This window comes from Paraburkholderia sp. EG286B (genome assembly GCF_040965655.1).
In the GTDB taxonomy this organism is placed as follows: Bacteria; Pseudomonadota; Gammaproteobacteria; order Burkholderiales; family Burkholderiaceae; genus Paraburkholderia.
In genome coordinates, this window is record NZ_JBFRCF010000052.1 from 1 (window position 1) to 18,310 (window position 18,310).

An 18,310-nucleotide genomic window follows, 5' to 3' on the forward strand; every position below is an offset into this window, starting at 1 on the left:
CAGACATCCTGACGGACGCCCACGCACGGCTCGGGGCCGATGTGGTTCGCTACACCTTCATCGTAATGGACTTTCACCATCTACTCCTTACCGGTCTCCCGGCGCACCCACCACCCTTGTATCGTCGAGTTGCATTCCTGCGCAAGTTCATCAAGCGTCGCCGGTGTTCGTCGGTGTATGCGCCAACTCCGCACGGTATGCCTCATCCTCTTCAGGGCATCATTGCTCACCGCCGGCAGAAAGCCAGTAAATAACCGTCGATGTTTGCTCAATGCCCGTCTCGGTCTAAACGTAAAACCGAGGAACGTGAACTGCACGTTCGGATAAGTGCCAGTGCGCTTACCATCCTTGCAATACACGATCTTGGACTTCTCCGGATGCATCGTCAGACCACACTCTGCCAGCCGCTCTGCAATCGCCTGCATCACGGCTTGTGCCTGCGCCAGACTGCGGCAATGAACCACCGCGTCGTCGGCGTAGCGCGCAAAGGGAGACTGCGGCCATGTCCGCTGCATCCAGCTATCGAACGTATAGTGCATAAACAGATTCATCAAGATCGGGCTGACCACACCGCCCTGGGGTGTACCCCGCATCCGGGGCAGACTCGCCCCCTCTGCAGTTTCGAACGGAGCTGTCAGCCACCGCTCGATGTACAGCAGGATCCAGCCTTCCTTGATGTGGTGGCGCACCGCCTTTAACAACAACGCATGATCAATCTGGTCGAATGCCGCCTTGATGTCAAACTCGACAACCCAGTCGTACTGCCAGCAGCGCTTACGCGTCACGGCAATTGCCTGCTTAGCCGACTTACCCGGCCGATATCCGTAGGAATCCGGATGGAATATCGGATCGAGAATCGGCTCGATCATGAGCTTGGCAACAGTCTGAGCGACTCTGTCAGATACAGTGGGCACTCCCAGTTTTCTCGTGCCGCCCTTGGCCTTCGGAATCTCAACCTGCTTCACCGGTGGCGGGAGGTACGACCCCGACGACATCCGGTTCCACAGCTTGTACAGATTTCCAGAAAGGTTCTGCTCGAACATGGCGACAGTTTCATCATCCACGCCAGCAGCTCCGCGGTTGGCCCTCACCAACTGGTACGCTTCCCACACGACCCGCTTCGCAATGCTGTACGGTTTCGTTGATGTCATGTCACTCATCCCCACAGTGCAGGTTGGTGACCTTCGTCAACAGGATAACGCTGCCCCTTCATTACAAAGGCTTCAACACTACTACGAGCAGCTCCGCCCCTCGCTTCGACATCGGTATTCTTCCTCATGGTGTCTGCCACTTGTCATTTCCCTTTGCATTCGAAGCAAGGTTCTCACGTTCCATACCGAAGCCTGTATTGAGTTCATGCCGCCTTTACACCGGCTGCCATCGGGTCCGTAATCAGGTGTCGTCCCGACTGATCCTGGAATAAACTTACGACTCCAGTTTTGACAGCGCTTTATATAAGTAACGATGCGTCGTCGGACGGTTTGCTTTCGCTCATCTACTCAACACGTACCTGCCACCCTCACCGGGTGACTTTTCCACGGTCGCTCACCACCACGCCTTTTGGACGCAGCAGCACCGGGCGGTTTGAAGCCTGCTCCTGAAAGCCGACTTCGGGAGGCCTGCTCCCATCTTCAGTACAGCACCGCGGGCTCTCACCTGCGTTCGCGACACACTAAGTCTTCTTATCAAAAGATGCCTATTTAGCAATTAAACTTTGATGTTTGAAAACCTGCCTCACCCGATCCCCGGCCCCGCCTTCCGCTGAAGCGGGCGGTTTTCCCGATGTCGATGCGCTCGCCATGCCTGGGTACGTCGGCCTGCCCTGTGCGCCGAGCCGCGGCGCATCAGCTACGCCAGAAATTACAGCCAAAATTCGAACCGACATATACGGCACCACCGAAAGGCCTTCCCCGCGGCACACGCGACAAACGGATTGTGTCCGCGCACCGGTCTCGACGGGAAAATGACGTAGGCACGGGTCGTGCGCAACGTCACGCTGAGTGTCGGCGACGGAGCAACTGTGCTGGAACATAGCAGAACGTTTGGCACAGACCAGTGGCATCAACTAGCACCCATCTTCCAAGGAACATTCAGAGTATGGCGACCGGTACTGTCAAGTGGGTGCGACGTGAGGTCGCCTGAGTAATTGTTCCAAACGGGGGTAACCCCGACGAGGAACCTGATGTTCCGTCACCAGTCCCGTACATATCGCTGCAGGTTTCAAGGTGGCTCGACCGTGCTGCGGAGAAACTGGCCGCCATCTCGTGCGCTGCGGCCCACTGACGGGCTCGTGGCACGTGCCTGGCGCAGACGTTATACATGCACCGGAACGGCGTAGCATCGAAGCAAGCAGTCTCCATGCGCCCAGTCGCGTGGAGACTGCTCCCATCGCCCGCTTAGTGCGGGCTTTTTTGCGCCCACCACGGGCACGAGAAAGCGCGGATCGAGGGACACCGCTTGGTGATCTTGGGCGGCTTTAGCTTCGCCAGCTAGTGGAAGCCTGGCAGGACACCGTTACACCCACGACCTTGCTCAACATTTCGTTTGCCGTGACCAGTGCGACACCAGCCTCCTGCCACGTAACCGATTCGAGACTGTGAGCGAAGCTGTTACGGGACCGACGCGCTTTATCTACCCGGGAAAGCAAGTTGTCATCGATCTTCTTATGCAAGGAAAGCATTTGCGTCACGATAGACGCCGTATAGTCACGGCCCGTAAGCAAGTCGCGGCGCTCCGGTTCATATTTGTGTGGCCGCCGTTCGCAACGTTGAGTTCGTGCAATAGTTCAGCCCACATCTTGTTAAGCGATTTTTCAATCACCGTCCAGGCAATGAGATGCGCCGATTCGAATTGGTGAAGCGCGTATTGATTGCCGGCGATTAGACACAACTCCAGAATCTTAAGACCGTCATCAGGGAACCGTTCCGTGCATCGCGTGACAACATCTACGGCGTGATCTAGCGCGTCAAGCGTGAGGTCTTGCGCCAGGAAGTTTGAACCTTCGACGGGGTGCGCCGCATTATCAGTGATCAACCAACCGCCATCCTGATTGACTGCCCTGCACCAATTAAGCCCGTTCAAGGGTGCCTGCACGGGCGTTCCCGCTTTCATCGTCGCCGCCAGCCCTGAATGCAGGCCCATCAAGAACGCATTCGCGTATTGATAACACCGAGCATTCCGTTGGTTTAGCGCCGTGATCGCCTGCACATCAGCACCGCCTGGTGCATGAGCGAATTCCGGTGACTTATCGAAATCAAAAATCAGAAAGCCGTCTCGACGGCCATAGATGGGCACACCAGCAACTCCGTTCCGCTGCCATACGACCTGATCCAGTGCCCGCGTCACATGCTCCATTGACGGCATATCCTTAGGCGCACGATCAAAGCAATATGGAATTCCGCCGTTGAAGTAGACGGCTATCGCGTAGGATGCAGGATCGTGAGATTGTTTCATGTGGACTCGGATATGGTGGGTGAACGCCCGTGATTATCATGCAAGCGCAGGAGCACGGGCGCACTCACTACGGCGTGCCCAACCTGCCCGATTGGATAGGTTCGGCTGACGTGTGACGGGCGTAGGATCGACATCGAACTACGTCACCGCGTAGCTCTCCAAGTGTCTCCTTGTGATGCCCGCTCGAAGCGGGCTTTTTTCGTCCGCAGACCACGAGCGAAGACATGGGCCAACAGAACGGCGGTACGATCCACCTGGAGCTACCGGGCAAGCCTTCGCGGTATCTCCACGGCATCAGGGAATGCCCGCCTCATGCGGGCTCTTTTTCTGCCGCCGAGGTCCGGTGTCCAAGTCGATGCCGGGGCGCAACCGATGAAGCCTTGAGGGGTATGTATGAAAAAAGCCGATGATGGATCGACAATCCGCTTCAAGCGATCGAGCACGGGCACCTACGTTGTATTGACCCGCGATGAGTACACGCGCCTGCTCGATAGTCCCGAGGTGAAGGACGGTTCGAGCCTCGCCGCCGATGTCTGGCACAACGAGTATCTGAAAGGCTTTCCAGGCAGGGGCGGCGGAAAGACTGACGAATGATGCCGTGCGCGATGCGAGGCTCAGGGGGCCGCTGACGTGGCCGCGCTATCCCTTGCGCGAACGCGGCGTAACGTATTGCCTGCCCACCTTCCCGGTGCGGGTGACGGTCGCCTTCGACTCCTGCTGCCCGATGACATCGCTCGCCGCGTAGAGCAGGCGCGCGCCGACGCGCTCCGTGCACGCACCGGAGCGCTCGGCGATTTCCGCGAGGCGTTGGCGTTCGGAATCGGAGAGCCATACAACGCAGGGCTTTGCAAAACTGTTCGCCATGGCGGCCTCGCACGGGTAACGGGTTATGGGAGATGACACCCGCGATTATCGCTCTGTGGCGGGGCGCATTGGAATTGTGGTGCACGGCGCGCGCGGAGCCTCGAAGATGTTCCCGCTACAATGCGGACACAACAATTGTTTGCGGGGTGGAGTCATGAGTGACACGAATGCGGCATTAATCGCCTTCGTGGGCGTACTGGCCGGCGGATACCTGAACAATTTTCTTGCCGAAGACTTTCGGCGCTTTCGTGATGGGCAGGCGCTTGCCGGGGCGTTGGCGGGCGAACTGAAGTCGCACGCGACGGCAATTCCGATTCTTCAATCAACCCTGCAATCAACGGCTGACGCGATACGCAAGCCTGACACGCGGATCACGATGCAGGAGTTCGCGCCGCCGACAAGCCCGGTGTTTGACAGCGGCGTTGTAAAACTCGGCCTGCTAGGCCCCGCTCTCGCAGAGGAAGTCGCATTTGTCTATGAACAGATTCGGGCATTTCGGCTCGGGCTTCAGCGCATCTCAAAACATCACCCGGAAATGGAGCGCGAAACGGTCGCTCAGGTGCTCGAATTTTGCCTGACCTTGATCACCACCGCTCAGGAGCGCGGCACGAAGCTGATTGCTGACCTTCAGCGATACGCGAATGAGGGTTACTGGCGCACGCGCCCGTGGGTATGGTGGACGCGCAATCTTGGCTAGGCACCCGCCTGACAGTCCGGCCAGCCCGTGCGGGCAGCGCGGGTAGCCTATGCCGAACCCTCATCCCTTTGCGCGGCAACGCGGCGCGCGTAAGAGATGTGTTGCGTTTCGCGATGCCGGAGAACAAAAAAATCAGGCTCGACGTCGACCAGGCGCACGCTCTGGACGGCAGGCATGCAGCGAGACGGCGCAATGCCTTGCGGGAAATATTCATGGAAGCGGCGGCGGACATCCGCTTCCGCGTTGCGTAGTTCGCCATGAAACGCCCAATACCACCCAAAAACCTCTATCGGAACGCCTGAGGCCGTCACCCCCGCGTTGGGCAGGATAGCCCGCCCGTTCACATGTATGGCGAAATTCGCACGTTTTGAACGAAGGGTCTTCACTTGCTCCGGGCTGAAAGCTTCCGCCGTCACCAGCTCGGAAGCGAAGTGAAGCTCGGGCCAGTTTCGGTCCACGATTTCGAGCAGGCGCGGGTTGTCAAAAAGGTCCGGCTCGTCATGCGAAACGATGTCGATCAGGTAGGCCGTCCGGTCCTTGATACGCAACAACAGAAGGTCAGATGCGCCGCGCTTGCGGGCCACGAAACCGTGCTTGTTCACGGTGTCGATGCTGCCGAGATGCAGGTGATGAATGCCCCACGTCAGCAAAAGCGTGTCCTGAAACGCAGCACGAACGGCCCGCGTTGAAAGGTAAGGCCGGACGCTCTCACCCGTCTTCAACCGCGACACGATCTCATCGAGGGCTTTTCGCCGCGTCTGGTACCTGGGATTGCGCTGAATCTCCGTCGAGAGACGCACTTCGTAAGGTACTGGCGGAACCGTGCGTTCGGCGCGCGTGTACAGCAGGGAGAAGCGGTCCATGGCCGTATCGCGGGGCCTTGGTTCATAGCCGAGACTGGCAAGCAACAGAACGGCCAGGGAGTCGGCGTCGGCCACGAAATCCATCGCAACGAGCGTTCGCATACGGGGTTACAGGAGTGAGGAACACCCGATTGTAAGCGGGCGCGGCGGCTCGAACCCCGCCGCGTGGTGGCTTCGTGACGTGTGCGCGTCCCCCGGGAAGTCTCACCTTTGACCGCCGGTGACTGCCTGGCCCGCACGAGGCGTTCGCTGGCATCCGCCGAAGCGCGACCTGTCCGTTCAGATAGGTGCGCGCCGACCAAGCGCGCGCTACAGTCGGTCTAGAGGGTATCCCCGTCCCTCGGTCTCCAAACGAATTGCGCCCGCCCTGTGCGGGCTTTTTTTCCTTCGGCACGGCGGCGACGCGAAGGGCTGTCTTACGCTGACGCTTACTCATCCGCCGCGATTGGCGCATCTTTCGCCCGACATTCGATACCGTGCATGGCGAGGAAATCGCTGTTAACAAGCACATGCGTCGAAAAGAATGGGCTTTGTGCACGTAACTCGTCACCCACATGGTCCCAAAGTAGATTCAGGTCCATGTTCTTGCCGGTTCCTTTCTGGAGGAAGACCGGGAAGTATTGCATGTAGATGAACGGTTTGTTGGTCTTCGCATCGAATGCGAGTTGTGCAACGTTATTTGGGTCGAAGCTGTGACTGCACTTCGCGAGCAAGTCGAACAACGACTCGCCGTCCGCTAGGTGAATCTGTTTGGCAAAGTAAAGGCCGCGCCTAAAGTCCATGCGAGCGGTCGCTATCGCGTCCTTGTCTCCTTCGAGGTCTTTGGATATTCGGAAGTGAACCTTTGCGATGTCAGGGTATTTCTTGACGATAAACCGGTCGAACTTCTCGGCGGTAAAGCACGCGTCATCAAAACACCCTGCGTCGTTTAGAAATCTCTTCTCTTCCGCAGTCTGAGCGAGATTGATAGTCACAGGTTTCGGCCAACTCGCTTCCGAGGTTGCACTCGCTTCAGTGGCGGAACTCACCGTTGCGTCAGATTCGGTTTTTGACGTGCCACTGTCACAGCCCGACACCCCGAAGGCCATGCAAGATGCGAGACAGATGGAGATGACGTATTTGATTTTCATTTCTTATGGCCAGCCATTTTCTTGCCGATTGATTAACCCGCCCGGATTCTACCGTGACGACCGGTACATCGCGGGTCTGTTGTCCGAGCCTTATCCCGCACGTCTGGCTAGGCAAGTGCCGCTCCATTCCCGTAGTCCGCATTAATTCTGTCACCGTTGCGCGCATAATTGTGTCACTGCCCGCAAGACTGCGGCCCCGGCGCCAGAAGAGGGTAGTTGCCGTTGGCAACCGGGTGCCCTTCCCGTCAAATCTGTCCCGGTGGACCCTTCGCGAGCGCAACCCTGTCACCATTAGCCTCATCTCCCGGTCGCCTGCAACTTGGCGGGAGCGGATCGGGCTTTCCATGATCCGCATACCCCTGATATTCAGCGCGCGCGATCGTCGGGCTCCGCTCGGGCCATGAAGAGACGCTCGACCGGGGTAGCGAGATCGCCTGCGGTGACTGTCAAATAAAACGCCGACCCGCACGCCAGGCATTTCTAGAACTCGTCGCCGTGGGCGCCCAGATCGATGTGACGCGCATTCGATGCCTTGTCATCCTTCATCTGACCTTTATCGTGTCAGGGGTACTCCTCGCAGTCATGGACCGTGGACCGGTGGCGGCAGGGCACAACAGCATTAACCTGCACTGCGCAGGGCGCTTCGGAACGCATCTCGAATCTCGATGCCGTTCGAAGGTGCCCTGACTTCAGGATGGGCGAAGATTTCCCCTGAGTTTCTCGAGACGTGCGTCTTTTGGGCGATATGCGTTCGCAACCCGTAAGCTGATACCGTCCGCGTAGTTGATCCGCAAAAAGAGAACATCTTTGGGAGCTGGGCAGTCAACCATTCTGGGCGGCCTTTTTGTTCCGCACGCTGCTTGAGGTGGTCCTGAGTTGCCACGGGTGTCCCGTTCGGCGAAGCCGCAAAACGCCGTAACCTGGGTAGTTGCCTGCCTTACCGATACGCAGATGCGCGCAGGCGGTGGGACTGCGCGTTTCTTCCTGTTCAGACGCGGCTCTCACGAGCGGCCGCTGCGAAATCGGGCGTACGTCATGGGCTTTTTTCGCTGACGATGAAGAAACGGCTTGCCAGAAGGCGTTTTCCTGTTGCGAATCGCGAAAACCGTTGATACGCTAAGCGCCAGCTTAAGACAGTGCAGTAACGCGAGGCGTCGTGCACCGTCTTAAGCGGTTCTCAACCTGATAGAGGATTATTCATGGCAACGAAGACCGCAACGAAAGCCCCGAAGGCTGCAAAATCGCCCGCACCGAAGGCCGCAAAGCCGGCAGCCAGGAAGGCCGCGCCGAAGGCTGTTGCTCCGGCGAAGAAGGCTGCGACCAATGGCGTACTCAAGCCGCTGAAGGAAACGTTCACGAAGGCCTCGTTGGCAACGCACGTCGCCGAGCAAGCCGGTGTCGAACCGAAAGCAGCCAAAGCCGTTCTGGCTGCGCTCGAGGACACGATTCTTGGCTCGGTGCACAAGAAGGGTGCAGGTGAGTTCACACTGTCGGGCCTGGTGAAAATCGGCGTCCAGGCTGTCCCGGCGAAGAAAAAGCGCTTCGGCAAGGACCCGTTCACGGGTCAAGAGCGCTGGTTCGACGCAAAGCCGGCAACGGTGAAGCTGAAGATTCGCGCGCTGAAGAAGCTCAAGGACGCCGCCGCAGCCTGAGGCCCGTTGCTACGTTGACAGGAAGCCCGCCAAGCGGGCTTTTTGTTTTCAGGCCGCCGCCACCGCCATCGAGGCCAATCGTGCACTGCCTGCGGGAACCCCAAGCCGCGCGGAACTCACCACGGTGCGCCACAATTGCGGCATGCTGTGGCCTCAACCACGTCAAAATATGTACAGCGACGAGGTCAAACTTAAGAGGCAAATAGCCGGCGCGTTTGCGACGACGAAGTGAGCGCCGAGTGGCCCATATGTGCCGGCCCATGACCAGACACCCGCAACGATCCACCGACGCATGTTGGGAGCCATTGCTGCCGCTATACTCCGGATCTCCCTTCCTCACACTTTCCCGGCATGAAGCGTGTTTCCGTTCGGCACTCTCCCGTCCACGGTAAGGGCGTCTTTGCCCTGCGGGCGCTTGCCGCCGGCGAGCGCATCTTTGAGTACAAGGGGCTCATCACCACCTGGCGGGAAGCGACACGCACCTATGCCCGGCGCGCCGACGCCGCGCACACTTTCCTCTTCGGGTTGTCGGACGGGCGCGTCATTGATGGGGGCCGCGGCGGAAACGGCGCTAGGTGGCTCAACCATGCGTGCAAGGCCAACTGCGAGGCGATCGAGCAAGCGGGCCGCGTCTATATCAACGCGCTCAGGGACATCAGGCCCGGCGAGGAACTGTTCATCGACTACGCGCTTGAAGTCTCGGCGAAAGCGCGCGATTCAGCCAGCGAGTATGCCTGTCGCTGCGGCGCCAGGCGTTGCCGCGGGACCATGCTTGCTCCGATCTAGGTACGCTCCGCCGACGGGTCCCATCAACGCAGTACGCGGCGACTGCGGGAGCCAGTAGCTCAAAGCGCACAAGGCTGGACACATCAGGCACACCGACCGCGTCCAAGGCGATAGCCGGCATTGCATGCGACCGTTGCGATCAATCTGTCCAATGCGCCGCTGTCGCCGAAGTACGGTGAAGGCCATGATGCGCCATTCGGATGCCTGGCGGTAAGCAGTCGCTCGCGAATTCAAAGTTACCAGCGCACATCGACAGTTCTCGAAGGCTACGAGGCGCAGACCCGGCCTGTCATGCATCTCGCCATCTGCGGCTTGCCAGTCTAAGCCAAGCCTCTCTAGCACCTAGTCCCAGTCGCCATCGTCGATGTCTTCGTCATCGCCGTGGATGAACACTTCAAGCCTGCCTTGCGCACGATGTCGATGTTGGCCGCCCTCTCGGGAGGCAAGCCGTAGCTCCCCCATGCACCGTTCCCGATGGCTGAGGCGGCCTGAAGGTTAGCGACCACTGAGCGACGCCGTCGCGGCCTTTAGCCACCTGTTGCGGTACGTCGCACCGCATATCGCTAGAATCAACGTGGCAAGGCCCTTCAGCACCAATCTCACATTTTTCTCGAAAGTAGCACGCTTTTCCAGTTGCTCCACAACAAACGAGTAGTTCCCCGTTACCTTCACAAGCTGACGGTCGAAGTCCACAAGGTCGTTTCGACAGGCGAGCCAGCGCCCGTTCTTACTCTTCAACAGGTCTCCAAGGGCTGTTATTGTTGAGACGGACAGGTCGACGCGGGTCTTCTCATCGGGACCTTCGAGTAAGGATGCGTCAATCTTATGCTGTTCAGCTTGAGCGCCCTGAAAACACTGATCCAGTTTTGGCTGCAGTATCTTGATCTGCTCAATTGCAGCGATGAGCTGCTTGCCCTCCACTGACTTCTCCCACTCTGCAGTCCGACTGTCCAGCAACTTGAGCCGACCCAGCTCATCCACCAGGACCATTCCTGCCGGAAGGTAATACGAGAGATATCCGACCTCGTGTGCGAGTATCCGGTCAAGATCGATCCCAATGTCGCCAATGCTGCGCTGCTGCCCATACGACGCCCTCTTGAACTCGGCAACTGATGCATCAAACTTGTCCATCGCGTCTTGCGCACGTCCGCCCAACACGGCCAGTTCGACCACGAGTGTGGATGGTTGGTCGGCAAACTCCTTGTCAGCAAGCGGGAACATAAATTCGCAGAGCACCAGAGTAAGCAGTGCGACTACACTTGCAACATCAATCAGGAACCGGTGCGTCGGCGCTTTTTTCGGCGCTTCACAACCTTTGCGTCGCACTACCTCCCTTGCAGTCAGTACGCGGAAGCCTTCGATGCCGGGTACCTGTTTGTTGTTCGATGTATTCATTCGGTGAGATCTCTTTGTTCGTACGGCCTTTGTGTGTTGTGAGCCTGGCTTACGTTTAATGCGCTCCGGTTGTTCGGCCGCCATATACGCACCTTAGGTCCTTCGCCTTACGTGCGCCGAAAGTGAGTGTTGTCAATGCTGCCGACCGGCCAAAGGCTCTCGCCGACTCTTTGCACTCGAATGCCCGAGACGGAGCCCCCAGGCAACAACAGACCAAAGCGGGCACTCTGACTTTGAGAGCACCCGCAGGGACTTTCGCTTCGAATCGCGCTTCGCCCTTGGAGCGGCCTCACCCGAATAACCACCGCAGGAGTCGCGCCAGCCAACCGCCCGCTATTTCCGGAACTTGCGCGCCGTCGTGCGAGGTACTTTGCGCGCCGGCGCTCGCGTCGCCCGCAGCCTGCTGACTGTAGTAGCTCGCCTTCGCCGCCTTGTCGCGACGGATCTCGGATTCGATCCTTCCTTGAGTCCACGGCCCAGCCTCGATCACGCGATTTCTTCGAATGACGTAATGCGATCTGCACGGAAGATTCCAGTTCCCGACCGAAGGCCAAAGCGAGACAGTATTGCCGTGGGTTGAAAGTTTCCAGTCTGTCGGCGTGAGTGGCGTGACGACTTCCTGACCGCACCCGCAGCAGCAGCGATGCACGGCCGTCCCGTACTCGGTCGAGATGTAAAGCACGCCGGAATCGAGGTCCCGCGGGACCTCGGTCACAAAGCGGGCTTCGATACGATGGTGGCGAATCATGCAGCAGCCCCGTTCGTCAGATGGTTACCATCCGTGGTGTAGGCACTGTGGTGCTCGCCTTCCAGGTCTCGATAGAACCCGCGATATCGCTTCCAGCGAATCACAGCGAGAGTCGCGTTCAACGCGTTCAGATCCGCGACCTGAATGTTTGACGCGTAGACATTGTCGCCGCTGCGCTCCTCGAACGAGATCTTCTGGCGCGCGATCTCACGCTCTTCGGCCGTGCTGAGCGTAACGCGCAAGATGCCTCCCAAGCTGCCGTCCGTGAGTTCAAGGCCCATTCCGACATCGATGAACGGCACACCGCGCGTCTCGAAAAATTCGACAGCAACACGTTTCGATTGGCCAGGGTCCATGCACAAGAACGCGAACGTGACGCCTTCAAGCAGGTGTACGGAGGTCGCGTCGAGCTCGACCGGATGGGCATGAATACCGCGTCGCATCTTGCTGTAGATGTCGCGGAAGTAGTGGACCTTCTTCGGGACCGTTCGAAGTTCGTCAATCGTCGGCGCACCAGGAGCGCGAAAAGCATTGTGCTGCAAGAACTCATCGGCATCGATGAGCCGGATCTCAAGCACGGGCGTCTTTGCCACAAGGTCCAGCACGTAGGATCCGGTGCCGCCCACGCCGATGATCGCAATGCGCTCGCCCGACAGGAGTTCGGTGAGGCGCTCAATACCGACGCGTCCCGATGCGTTCTCGATGTAGTTGAAAACACTGTCGTCGTCAGGCATCGCTTGCCACACTTTTCGTGCGCTCGCGGTGCCATCAAGAACCGACGCCGGCCCCGCGATGAGGCTCGCGTAGGTCGTCATCTTCTGATAGAAGTCGGTATAGCCGTTGCTATCGGGCTTGGTCGACAAGTAATGGGCATCACCGCGTGCAGGTCCGCGGGAACCTGGTTGCCCGCCGCGATGTGTCGAAGCGGGTTGCGCTGCGCATCCCACGGAAACTCGCCCTCGAAATGCACCGTGTGCGGTTCCGGCTTTTGCGTCACGTCTCCCGCCAAACTGAGCGGAGAGATGATAGAGCCAAGCTTCACCTCCCCCTTCGCGTTCACGTAGGGAACGTTGGACATCACCAGCGCCCCGTCCTGGACGCGGATCTGGTATCCCTCGTCGCAGAGACGCTTGAGGTCCGGATTACGATTGAATAGTGCGGCCGACATTGAAGATGCTCCCGTCTTTGACAGTAACAAAACCGCCCGCACCGAGCTCGCCTTCATGCGGAAACGAGGCGACTTTGCGGTAGGTGACCGTGTAAGCGATGTTGGGCTGCGGTGCCGGGCCCGGATACGCGAGCGCGACCAGTTGGTCGAACGTCACGCGGGCGTCGCGGACTTCGTTCTTGCGGCCGTTGATGATGATTTCGTAAAGGTGCTCGCGCTTGGGCGCGGTCTTGAAATGTTCAACGCCGGCGTGACCGAGCTCGATGCGATCCTCAAGTTCGAGCTGGCGAGCCTCGCCGTGCTGATTGATCTGGAACACCGCGTGTCCGACTGCCGGCTTGGCCACTGCGTACAGGTCTGCGCCCGTGATCGTCGGTACACCCCAGAGGCCTTCGCGCTCGTTGAGCTTGAATTTGAAGTCGCGATCCGATTCAAAAACAATGAAGCGCTCGGCACCCGGGCGACGAAGGTCCAGCGTTTCGTCCAGGCGCACCATCTGAAAGTCACCGGTGTCGAGGATGTTGTAGAGGCTAAAACGGTCATCGGCCGGATAGCCAGCCGTGGCCAAAATCTCGCGACCAAGGGCAGTGTGGATGGGCGACTCGACCTTGGCAAAGGTCGTGCCCTGGAAGGCGACCTCAATCGGGTACACGGTTTCGGAGGGGTTCAGCATAGGGAATGTCCTTGAAATTCTGATTAAATTAGTCTGTTTAACATGGTGCGGAGTACCACGAGGGACAGACAATGGCATTCTATTCCCGTATTCTGGTTAAAGCAAGCTGTTTATGCAGATTGCCGGATGGGCATGTAGATGTACTCGACGCCGCCCGTATCGGCCGTGTCTTCGCGGCGAAGAAGATAGCCGTCGCTGACCAGCTTCTTCAAACGCGTACTCGCATTGGGGACGGAGATGGCCAGATCGGCGGCGACCTGGCTCGTGCCGACCCGTCCGTGCTCGAGCACGTAGTTCAGCAGTTCATTGGCGGCCGGACTGATTTCGGGCCCGATCACTTCGAAGTCCGACTCAGAACGCCAGATTACGAGCGGCTGGTTTTGCGCCTGGGCGGCGTACTTCCAGTTGTCGACCAGATCTCGGTCCTTTACGTCCGTCAGGTAGAACCAGTGCTTGTCTCGATACAGACGGGCAATTGCGAACACGCTTTCACGAGGAAAGGACGCGTCGGTGCCCTCGATATCGCGTAGGGAAATCTGGAAAATCGTCGGGTTGGCGTGGGCGCTAACGATTTCGTTGAGTCGGCTGAAAACTTCCCGACCCTCTACGTTGCCGTACGGAAAACCCGTTCTGGTCAGCGCGCGCAGCTCGACGCGAAAATTGGCAATCTGGTTCATCGCGCTAATTTAACGGGTGGCGTTTTTGCCCGTCAAGCGAAACTTTACGCAAATATGCGTCCCGCAGCAGTGGCTGCAATCCCAACTGATGGGAATATTTCTTCTCACCTCCCCGATATGTCAGGGTGACTTCGAACGTTTCCTGGCGAACCACAATATTGCCATTGAACTTCTCCGCGTAATCGCTGGTGCTTTTGAGGCCGAGCCCTCGTGCTGCATCCTGCAAGCGGCTCAGATGCCCTTCGGAGAAAATTTTCTCGATCAGCGCAACGCCAGCGTGTTTCCCGGATGACTCAAGCAGGGTGCGGGTTTCCTGTGGCAGCGTCGGCCACAACGTTCCGACGATTCCAGTGCCGTTGTCCGAAAATACGGTGCTCACGTAGGGATCGGCGCCTCTCTTGTACAGTTGGAGCGCAGCGAAACCCGGGATGGGTGAACTCGAATGCTCACAAATGTTGTGGAAGAGTTCGCTCAGGATCGAACCCATCTGCCGCTGCTCGATTGCATGTGCACCAACCGCTTCACGAAGGCGATGTGGGATGTCGGTGTCGATATTTGCAAGATCGATTTTCGCGATCTCAACAAGAGAGCCATTCTGCCCTTGACGCGACTGTGCCGTCGAAGATTTCGGGCGAGAGGGAAAGACGGCGACTGCGATAGCCAGAAGATCGAAAAAGCCAGCTCGGTTCAAATAGGCGGAAACCTTGATATCCGGGAGGACAAGGGATACGGATTTCCCTTCGTAGGTCAACTGATTGCAGAGTGCCAGTAGTCGGGCAGCCGCTTCCAGCAGAATGTTCAACCCCTCTGGAAAGACGAATCGGATGCGAACGCATGCCGAATCTAGCGGCGAGCCGCATGCATTCAAAGCCTGTTCAAATTGATCCGGTCGAAGCCAGCCTTGAAACGAAAACTCTACGACCAACTCATCGGGGTCGCGTAGCGACCACTTGTCGTTTGCGTCCTTAAGAAATATGGAGTCGTTTGAATGCAGAATTTGATTGATGGTGCGCCGGTCCGTGTCGAGCTCCCGTGCAATATCGCGTGCCTTAAGCGGCGCTTTTTCTCTCAAAATCGTTGTTATTTCGTCTTTCATAGGAAGCGATGCTTAAAACGACACGAACTACTCGTATTGCCGACCTCAAAGTATACACGTGTGTTTCTCCGGCGCCCCAACAGCGAAATAGTCGTAGCAGTGTCCGGCGCACAGGATGATGCCGGTCGGCGGTTGCTTCCTGCAACTGGTGCGACGACCAGCGCTCGAGCCGACACAGTTCGATGTAGAAGTTGCGCTTGAGCGGGTCGTCGACGTAGATCAGGGTCTTCAGGTGCGTCCAGCTCAATTCTCTCCGCACTGCGGAGAAAATTGCCTCGTCGGGAAAGACTTCCGCGGCACGAAGGCAGTAGCGCAGCTGCTGTTGGCTCCAGCCGCCTCCGTACTCGGCCTTCAGCCTGCTGGCCAGCGCGCCGACCAGCTCGGAGCGGAAGCAAAACTGTCACATCGGTGGAGCAAAGCGCCTCTACGTCGAGGTCTTTGCTGTGTCATTTTTATTGCGTCCTACGATTGGCGACGGCGCGGGAGGCGAGAAAGAACTCTGATGCGTGCGATTTCCGGGGGGCACCGGTTTCATGCGCCTCGGCGGGTGCATGCTCGCCGCACCAACGAAAACGCCACCCGTGGGTGGCGTCATTTTTTGGCCGTCGGGCGCGCAGTGCCGTCTCAAACTCCCCCCAGACGGCAATCTGCTGTGTCACGTCAGGCGACCGGCGGGGGCGGAGGCACGCGAAGCGGATGAGCGCACAGCGGTTCGTACACCTTGTGGTCGACAAAGCGCTCGCATTGCGACGTCACCTGTGCACGCATCGACTCGACCGCTTCGGAGGACACGACGATCGCCGTGTTGCCGCGCACGCGACGCGACGGATAGATGAAACCATCCGGCCGCACCGCTGGCTCTATCTGCGTCATAGCTTCGTGCATTCTGCTACCAAACTCCTGACACCATTCGTAGTCTGGACTCGACAGGCTATCGTAGATGCCGAGCCGACTGGAGGCCTCGCCATTGAGGTTCCAAAGCCGAAGCGTGCGCGGAAACGCCAGCGTGGCGATCAGGCCCTCCCTCTCTGCACCCGGGTCGATGTAATACGTGCCCGGCCGGGTGACGTCGTTCAGGCAGAAACGCGCCTCCCAAATCGTCGTCTCTGGCAGCTGCGCGAGATACAACCACCAGAACGGCACAGTGCCGTCGGCTGCACGAAGGGAATCGGGCGGACCGAAGCGATACGGGCGCGGTGCCTTCTCCGGAAGCACGGCGTGACGTGACCACGCCGCGCGATAGAGCGGCTCGCTGCTTTTGATTTGCACGATCTCGTTTGTGAGACCGGTGATGATTTGCCCGACGGACGGCATTGCTGCGCCGAAGTCGCCGGGCGGGTCCAGCTGGATGGCTTTCTGCATGTGTGGGCCGCTTAATACGCCACACCTTCCCTTGGATGCTCGGCAGCGACGCGAACGCGCCGTTGACGCTCCGCTGCAGGCAGCTGCAAAAGACGCATCTGGCTGCTGTGGAGTTCACCGCGCCCTGCGAACGGCTTGCCAGCCAGTAACTCAGCTGGCGCAAGTTCGTTGAACTCGTCCCGAGCAGTCACGAGAAAGGCGTGAACCTCTGTCGTCACTGCCCCCCGAAGATCAGACAACACTGCAGGAAGCAGTTCCGGCACCGGCGACACAAACTGCCATTCCGGAAACACGCGACCGTTGCTCTGGCCTGGTGGCTTCACGCAATAGAACCGGTTCGTGTCAACGCATCGATACAAGCTGGCGAGCGAGAGTTGAACCAGTCCCCGTCCTATCACATCCGAGGGCTTGAGATTGCCCACAGGCAACGACGCCGGTACAGCTGCTTGCGACGCCTCCGCCTCGATGACAAGCATCGTGGTGAGACGGTCCTCAAGAGCCTTGCGAACCAGGCGATGAAACTGCTCGTCAACCAGACCGGGTGCCATTTTCTCGCGCAGGACCCCTTCAATATCCGTTGCGAAAATCTCGGCTACATCCCGCGCTGCGCGCGCCCCGGTACTACGGTGTCCATCGGACAGAATCGCGTGAATCTTGATTCCGGCCGCCCCGTGGTTTCGGTCGTCAATTACGTGTGGCATATCGATCTCCTTCAGACGAGATGCGGCGGAGCGCCAAGCGGATTCATCCGCCTAGCGATTGCCGCTGCGCTGCCTGTTTCAGACGTTGGCGCGTTACTTGGCTTGACGCGGATGTGACGGGCGCGCACGACGGCACGCTTGCTGGCCAGGTCACGATGGATGTCCGAAAGCTCGCGCCACGCCGCAAGGAAAAAATCCCTCGCGAGCCGCCCACCGGATGTCCAACCACTGTCCGAGATAACGTAGCTCGTGCGTCGGCGCAATTTGCCGCCCCAAAGGCGCTCGACTGCTCGCGAGGTCTGGGACTGCACAAGCGTGCGGGTAGGTCGGCCGAAGTACTGACGCAATATCGCAAGCAGGCCGCGATCCGACCCGTCGTTGCGTCCATACTTCACGCTCATCGGCTCAAGCACCCACCCCTCATCAAACAGGTTCTTGAGGTTCGTTTCTTCAAACCTGACGGAAGGTTCCAATGACTCGGGTAAAACATCCGGGTCAGGCAGAAACCCATAATCCGTTTCCCAGGGCGCGGCGGACTCCGACGGTTCGCGCAACGCGTACTCCCCCGCCCTCACCGGAGGGGGCGGAAAAAGAGATCCCTTGATGCGTTCGGCGATGACCACAATGTGATGAATTGCTTGCTCGAGATCGATCATGCGACCACCCTCGTGAGACCCGAAATGTCTCTATGGTACATGATTTCTCATTTTTCTCAAGTTTTTTAGATTTCGCAGATTTTGCAATTTTATTGCCAAGAGCTCCCCAGGACAATCGACGCCATCAGCTTTCGCAGCCGTCCCCAAAACAGAATCCCTTCGATCGGCTGACGGCGTCCGTCGCGTGGCGCCAGGTGGGATCACCGACTCACGAGGTCATCGCCTCACTACCGGGCTTTGGCGAGCGAGCTAACCGATATCACTAGTACAACATCCCGTAAATACATTTAATAATTATCGGGCTGCAGATAGGGCTGCAGCAGCGTGACCACCACATCGGCCATCTCGTCGAGCGAACCCGTGCCCGGAAGCGGCTCCCAACGCCCGCT

At 58.6% G+C, this 18,310-nt stretch carries 19 protein-coding genes and 1 pseudogene; 4 read left to right on the forward strand and 16 right to left on the reverse strand.

Annotated elements, in window-relative coordinates; genetic code table 11:
• Nucleotides 1–80: 80 nt before the first annotated feature.
• Nucleotides 81–1,151: a group II intron reverse transcriptase/maturase gene (ltrA, locus tag AB4Y42_RS41940; RefSeq protein ID WP_368697602.1), complete on the reverse strand. Its 1,071-nt coding sequence runs from the start codon at nucleotides 1,149–1,151 to the stop codon at nucleotides 81–83.
• Nucleotides 1,152–2,685: 1,534 nt separating this feature from the next.
• The gene (locus AB4Y42_RS41945; RefSeq protein WP_368697603.1) at nucleotides 2,686–3,453 is read right to left on the reverse strand and encodes a hypothetical protein; all 768 of its coding nucleotides are present in this window, start codon (nucleotides 3,451–3,453) and stop codon (nucleotides 2,686–2,688) included.
• 393 nt (nucleotides 3,454–3,846) lie between these two features.
• On the opposite strand from AB4Y42_RS41945, the gene AB4Y42_RS41950 reads away from it, so the two are divergent.
• The gene (locus AB4Y42_RS41950; protein WP_368697604.1) at nucleotides 3,847–4,047 is read left to right on the forward strand and encodes a hypothetical protein; all 201 of its coding nucleotides are present in this window, start codon (nucleotides 3,847–3,849) and stop codon (nucleotides 4,045–4,047) included.
• A gap of 45 nt (nucleotides 4,048–4,092) precedes the next feature.
• On the opposite strand, the gene AB4Y42_RS41955 is transcribed toward AB4Y42_RS41950, so the two are convergent.
• On the reverse strand, nucleotides 4,093–4,317 hold the full coding sequence (locus AB4Y42_RS41955; protein ID WP_368697605.1) for a hypothetical protein: 225 nt from the start codon (nucleotides 4,315–4,317) through the stop codon (nucleotides 4,093–4,095).
• Between the two features lie 154 nt (nucleotides 4,318–4,471).
• On the opposite strand from AB4Y42_RS41955, the gene AB4Y42_RS41960 reads away from it, so the two are divergent.
• The gene (locus tag AB4Y42_RS41960; RefSeq protein ID WP_368697606.1) at nucleotides 4,472–5,014 is read left to right on the forward strand and encodes a hypothetical protein; all 543 of its coding nucleotides are present in this window, start codon (nucleotides 4,472–4,474) and stop codon (nucleotides 5,012–5,014) included.
• Nucleotides 5,015–5,061: 47 nt separating this feature from the next.
• Here the strand turns inward: AB4Y42_RS41960 and AB4Y42_RS41965 are convergent, their stop codons facing one another.
• Nucleotides 5,062–5,961: a hypothetical protein gene (locus AB4Y42_RS41965; protein ID WP_368697607.1), complete on the reverse strand. Its 900-nt coding sequence runs from the start codon at nucleotides 5,959–5,961 to the stop codon at nucleotides 5,062–5,064.
• 344 nt (nucleotides 5,962–6,305) lie between these two features.
• A complete protein-coding gene (locus AB4Y42_RS41970) occupies nucleotides 6,306–7,007 on the reverse strand; it encodes a hypothetical protein (RefSeq protein WP_368697608.1) in 702 nt (233 codons plus the stop codon).
• Nucleotides 7,008–8,206: 1,199 nt separating this feature from the next.
• Here AB4Y42_RS41970 and AB4Y42_RS41975 point away from each other — a divergent pair.
• On the forward strand, nucleotides 8,207–8,659 hold the full coding sequence (locus AB4Y42_RS41975; protein WP_368697609.1) for an HU family DNA-binding protein: 453 nt from the start codon (nucleotides 8,207–8,209) through the stop codon (nucleotides 8,657–8,659).
• 351 nt (nucleotides 8,660–9,010) lie between these two features.
• Nucleotides 9,011–9,445, forward strand: a complete 435-nt coding sequence (locus AB4Y42_RS41980) for an SET domain-containing protein (RefSeq protein ID WP_368697610.1) — start codon at nucleotides 9,011–9,013, stop codon at nucleotides 9,443–9,445.
• 495 nt (nucleotides 9,446–9,940) lie between these two features.
• Here AB4Y42_RS41980 and AB4Y42_RS41985 read toward each other — a convergent pair whose 3' ends face one another.
• From AB4Y42_RS41985 to AB4Y42_RS42035, 11 genes and pseudogenes are all read right to left on the reverse strand, one after another.
• Entirely contained in the window at nucleotides 9,941–10,840 is a 900-nt protein-coding gene (locus AB4Y42_RS41985; protein ID WP_368697611.1) for a hypothetical protein, read from the reverse strand.
• Nucleotides 10,841–11,129: 289 nt separating this feature from the next.
• The gene (locus AB4Y42_RS41990; protein ID WP_368697612.1) at nucleotides 11,130–11,588 is read right to left on the reverse strand and encodes a DUF6527 family protein; all 459 of its coding nucleotides are present in this window, start codon (nucleotides 11,586–11,588) and stop codon (nucleotides 11,130–11,132) included.
• Entirely contained in the window at nucleotides 11,585–12,451 is an 867-nt protein-coding gene (locus tag AB4Y42_RS41995; RefSeq protein ID WP_368697613.1) for a ThiF family adenylyltransferase, read from the reverse strand. The genes AB4Y42_RS41990 and AB4Y42_RS41995 overlap by 4 nt, the downstream gene beginning before the upstream one ends.
• A complete protein-coding gene (locus AB4Y42_RS42000) occupies nucleotides 12,400–12,756 on the reverse strand; it encodes a DUF6791 domain-containing protein (protein WP_368697614.1) in 357 nt (118 codons plus the stop codon). Before AB4Y42_RS42000 ends, AB4Y42_RS41995 begins: the two co-directional genes overlap by 52 nt.
• A complete protein-coding gene (locus AB4Y42_RS42005) occupies nucleotides 12,731–13,429 on the reverse strand; it encodes a multiubiquitin domain-containing protein (protein ID WP_368697615.1) in 699 nt (232 codons plus the stop codon). Before AB4Y42_RS42005 ends, AB4Y42_RS42000 begins: the two co-directional genes overlap by 26 nt.
• 110 nt (nucleotides 13,430–13,539) lie before the next feature.
• Nucleotides 13,540–14,106, reverse strand: coding sequence for a winged helix-turn-helix domain-containing protein (locus AB4Y42_RS42010; RefSeq protein WP_368697616.1), 567 nt, complete (start codon nucleotides 14,104–14,106; stop codon nucleotides 13,540–13,542).
• Between the two features lie 4 nt (nucleotides 14,107–14,110).
• Entirely contained in the window at nucleotides 14,111–15,202 is a 1,092-nt protein-coding gene (locus AB4Y42_RS42015) for a hypothetical protein (protein ID WP_368697617.1), read from the reverse strand.
• A gap of 136 nt (nucleotides 15,203–15,338) precedes the next feature.
• Nucleotides 15,339–15,584 (reverse strand): annotated as a pseudogene (locus AB4Y42_RS42020) (DUF1016 N-terminal domain-containing protein); the annotation flags it as partial.
• 278 nt (nucleotides 15,585–15,862) lie between these two features.
• Nucleotides 15,863–16,564: an RES family NAD+ phosphorylase gene (locus AB4Y42_RS42025; protein ID WP_368697618.1), complete on the reverse strand. Its 702-nt coding sequence runs from the start codon at nucleotides 16,562–16,564 to the stop codon at nucleotides 15,863–15,865.
• Between the two features lie 11 nt (nucleotides 16,565–16,575).
• Complete coding sequence (locus AB4Y42_RS42030) at nucleotides 16,576–17,265, reverse strand: hypothetical protein (RefSeq protein ID WP_368697619.1); 690 nt, start codon at nucleotides 17,263–17,265, stop codon at nucleotides 16,576–16,578.
• A gap of 11 nt (nucleotides 17,266–17,276) precedes the next feature.
• On the reverse strand, nucleotides 17,277–17,921 hold the full coding sequence (locus tag AB4Y42_RS42035; RefSeq protein ID WP_368697620.1) for a hypothetical protein: 645 nt from the start codon (nucleotides 17,919–17,921) through the stop codon (nucleotides 17,277–17,279).
• Nucleotides 17,922–18,310: the final 389 nt, after the last annotated feature.

What these genes read in the sequence shown, in the direction of transcription:
- AB4Y42_RS41975 (WP_368697609.1), top strand. Translation starts at nt 8,207, where the DNA reads ATGGCAACGAAGACCGCAACGAAAGCCCCGAAGGCTGCAAAATCGCCC.
- AB4Y42_RS41955 (WP_368697605.1), bottom strand. Translation starts at nt 4,317, where the DNA reads ATGGCGAACAGTTTTGCAAAGCCCTGCGTTGTATGGCTCTCCGATTCC.
- AB4Y42_RS41950 (WP_368697604.1), top strand. Translation starts at nt 3,847, where the DNA reads ATGAAAAAAGCCGATGATGGATCGACAATCCGCTTCAAGCGATCGAGC.
- AB4Y42_RS42015 (WP_368697617.1), bottom strand. Translation starts at nt 15,202, where the DNA reads ATGAAAGACGAAATAACAACGATTTTGAGAGAAAAAGCGCCGCTTAAG.
- AB4Y42_RS41970 (WP_368697608.1), bottom strand. Translation starts at nt 7,007, where the DNA reads ATGAAAATCAAATACGTCATCTCCATCTGTCTCGCATCTTGCATGGCC.
- AB4Y42_RS42000 (WP_368697614.1), bottom strand. Translation starts at nt 12,756, where the DNA reads ATGTCGGCCGCACTATTCAATCGTAATCCGGACCTCAAGCGTCTCTGC.
- AB4Y42_RS42005 (WP_368697615.1), bottom strand. Translation starts at nt 13,429, where the DNA reads ATGCTGAACCCCTCCGAAACCGTGTACCCGATTGAGGTCGCCTTCCAG.
- AB4Y42_RS41965 (WP_368697607.1), bottom strand. Translation starts at nt 5,961, where the DNA reads ATGGATTTCGTGGCCGACGCCGACTCCCTGGCCGTTCTGTTGCTTGCC.
- ltrA (WP_368697602.1), bottom strand. Translation starts at nt 1,151, where the DNA reads ATGACATCAACGAAACCGTACAGCATTGCGAAGCGGGTCGTGTGGGAA.
- AB4Y42_RS42025 (WP_368697618.1), bottom strand. Translation starts at nt 16,564, where the DNA reads ATGCAGAAAGCCATCCAGCTGGACCCGCCCGGCGACTTCGGCGCAGCA.
- AB4Y42_RS42010 (WP_368697616.1), bottom strand. Translation starts at nt 14,106, where the DNA reads ATGAACCAGATTGCCAATTTTCGCGTCGAGCTGCGCGCGCTGACCAGA.
- AB4Y42_RS41985 (WP_368697611.1), bottom strand. Translation starts at nt 10,840, where the DNA reads ATGAATACATCGAACAACAAACAGGTACCCGGCATCGAAGGCTTCCGC.
- AB4Y42_RS42035 (WP_368697620.1), bottom strand. Translation starts at nt 17,921, where the DNA reads ATGATCGATCTCGAGCAAGCAATTCATCACATTGTGGTCATCGCCGAA.
- AB4Y42_RS41945 (WP_368697603.1), bottom strand. Translation starts at nt 3,453, where the DNA reads ATGAAACAATCTCACGATCCTGCATCCTACGCGATAGCCGTCTACTTC.
- AB4Y42_RS42030 (WP_368697619.1), bottom strand. Translation starts at nt 17,265, where the DNA reads ATGCCACACGTAATTGACGACCGAAACCACGGGGCGGCCGGAATCAAG.
- AB4Y42_RS41990 (WP_368697612.1), bottom strand. Translation starts at nt 11,588, where the DNA reads ATGATTCGCCACCATCGTATCGAAGCCCGCTTTGTGACCGAGGTCCCG.
- AB4Y42_RS41980 (WP_368697610.1), top strand. Translation starts at nt 9,011, where the DNA reads ATGAAGCGTGTTTCCGTTCGGCACTCTCCCGTCCACGGTAAGGGCGTC.
- AB4Y42_RS41960 (WP_368697606.1), top strand. Translation starts at nt 4,472, where the DNA reads ATGAGTGACACGAATGCGGCATTAATCGCCTTCGTGGGCGTACTGGCC.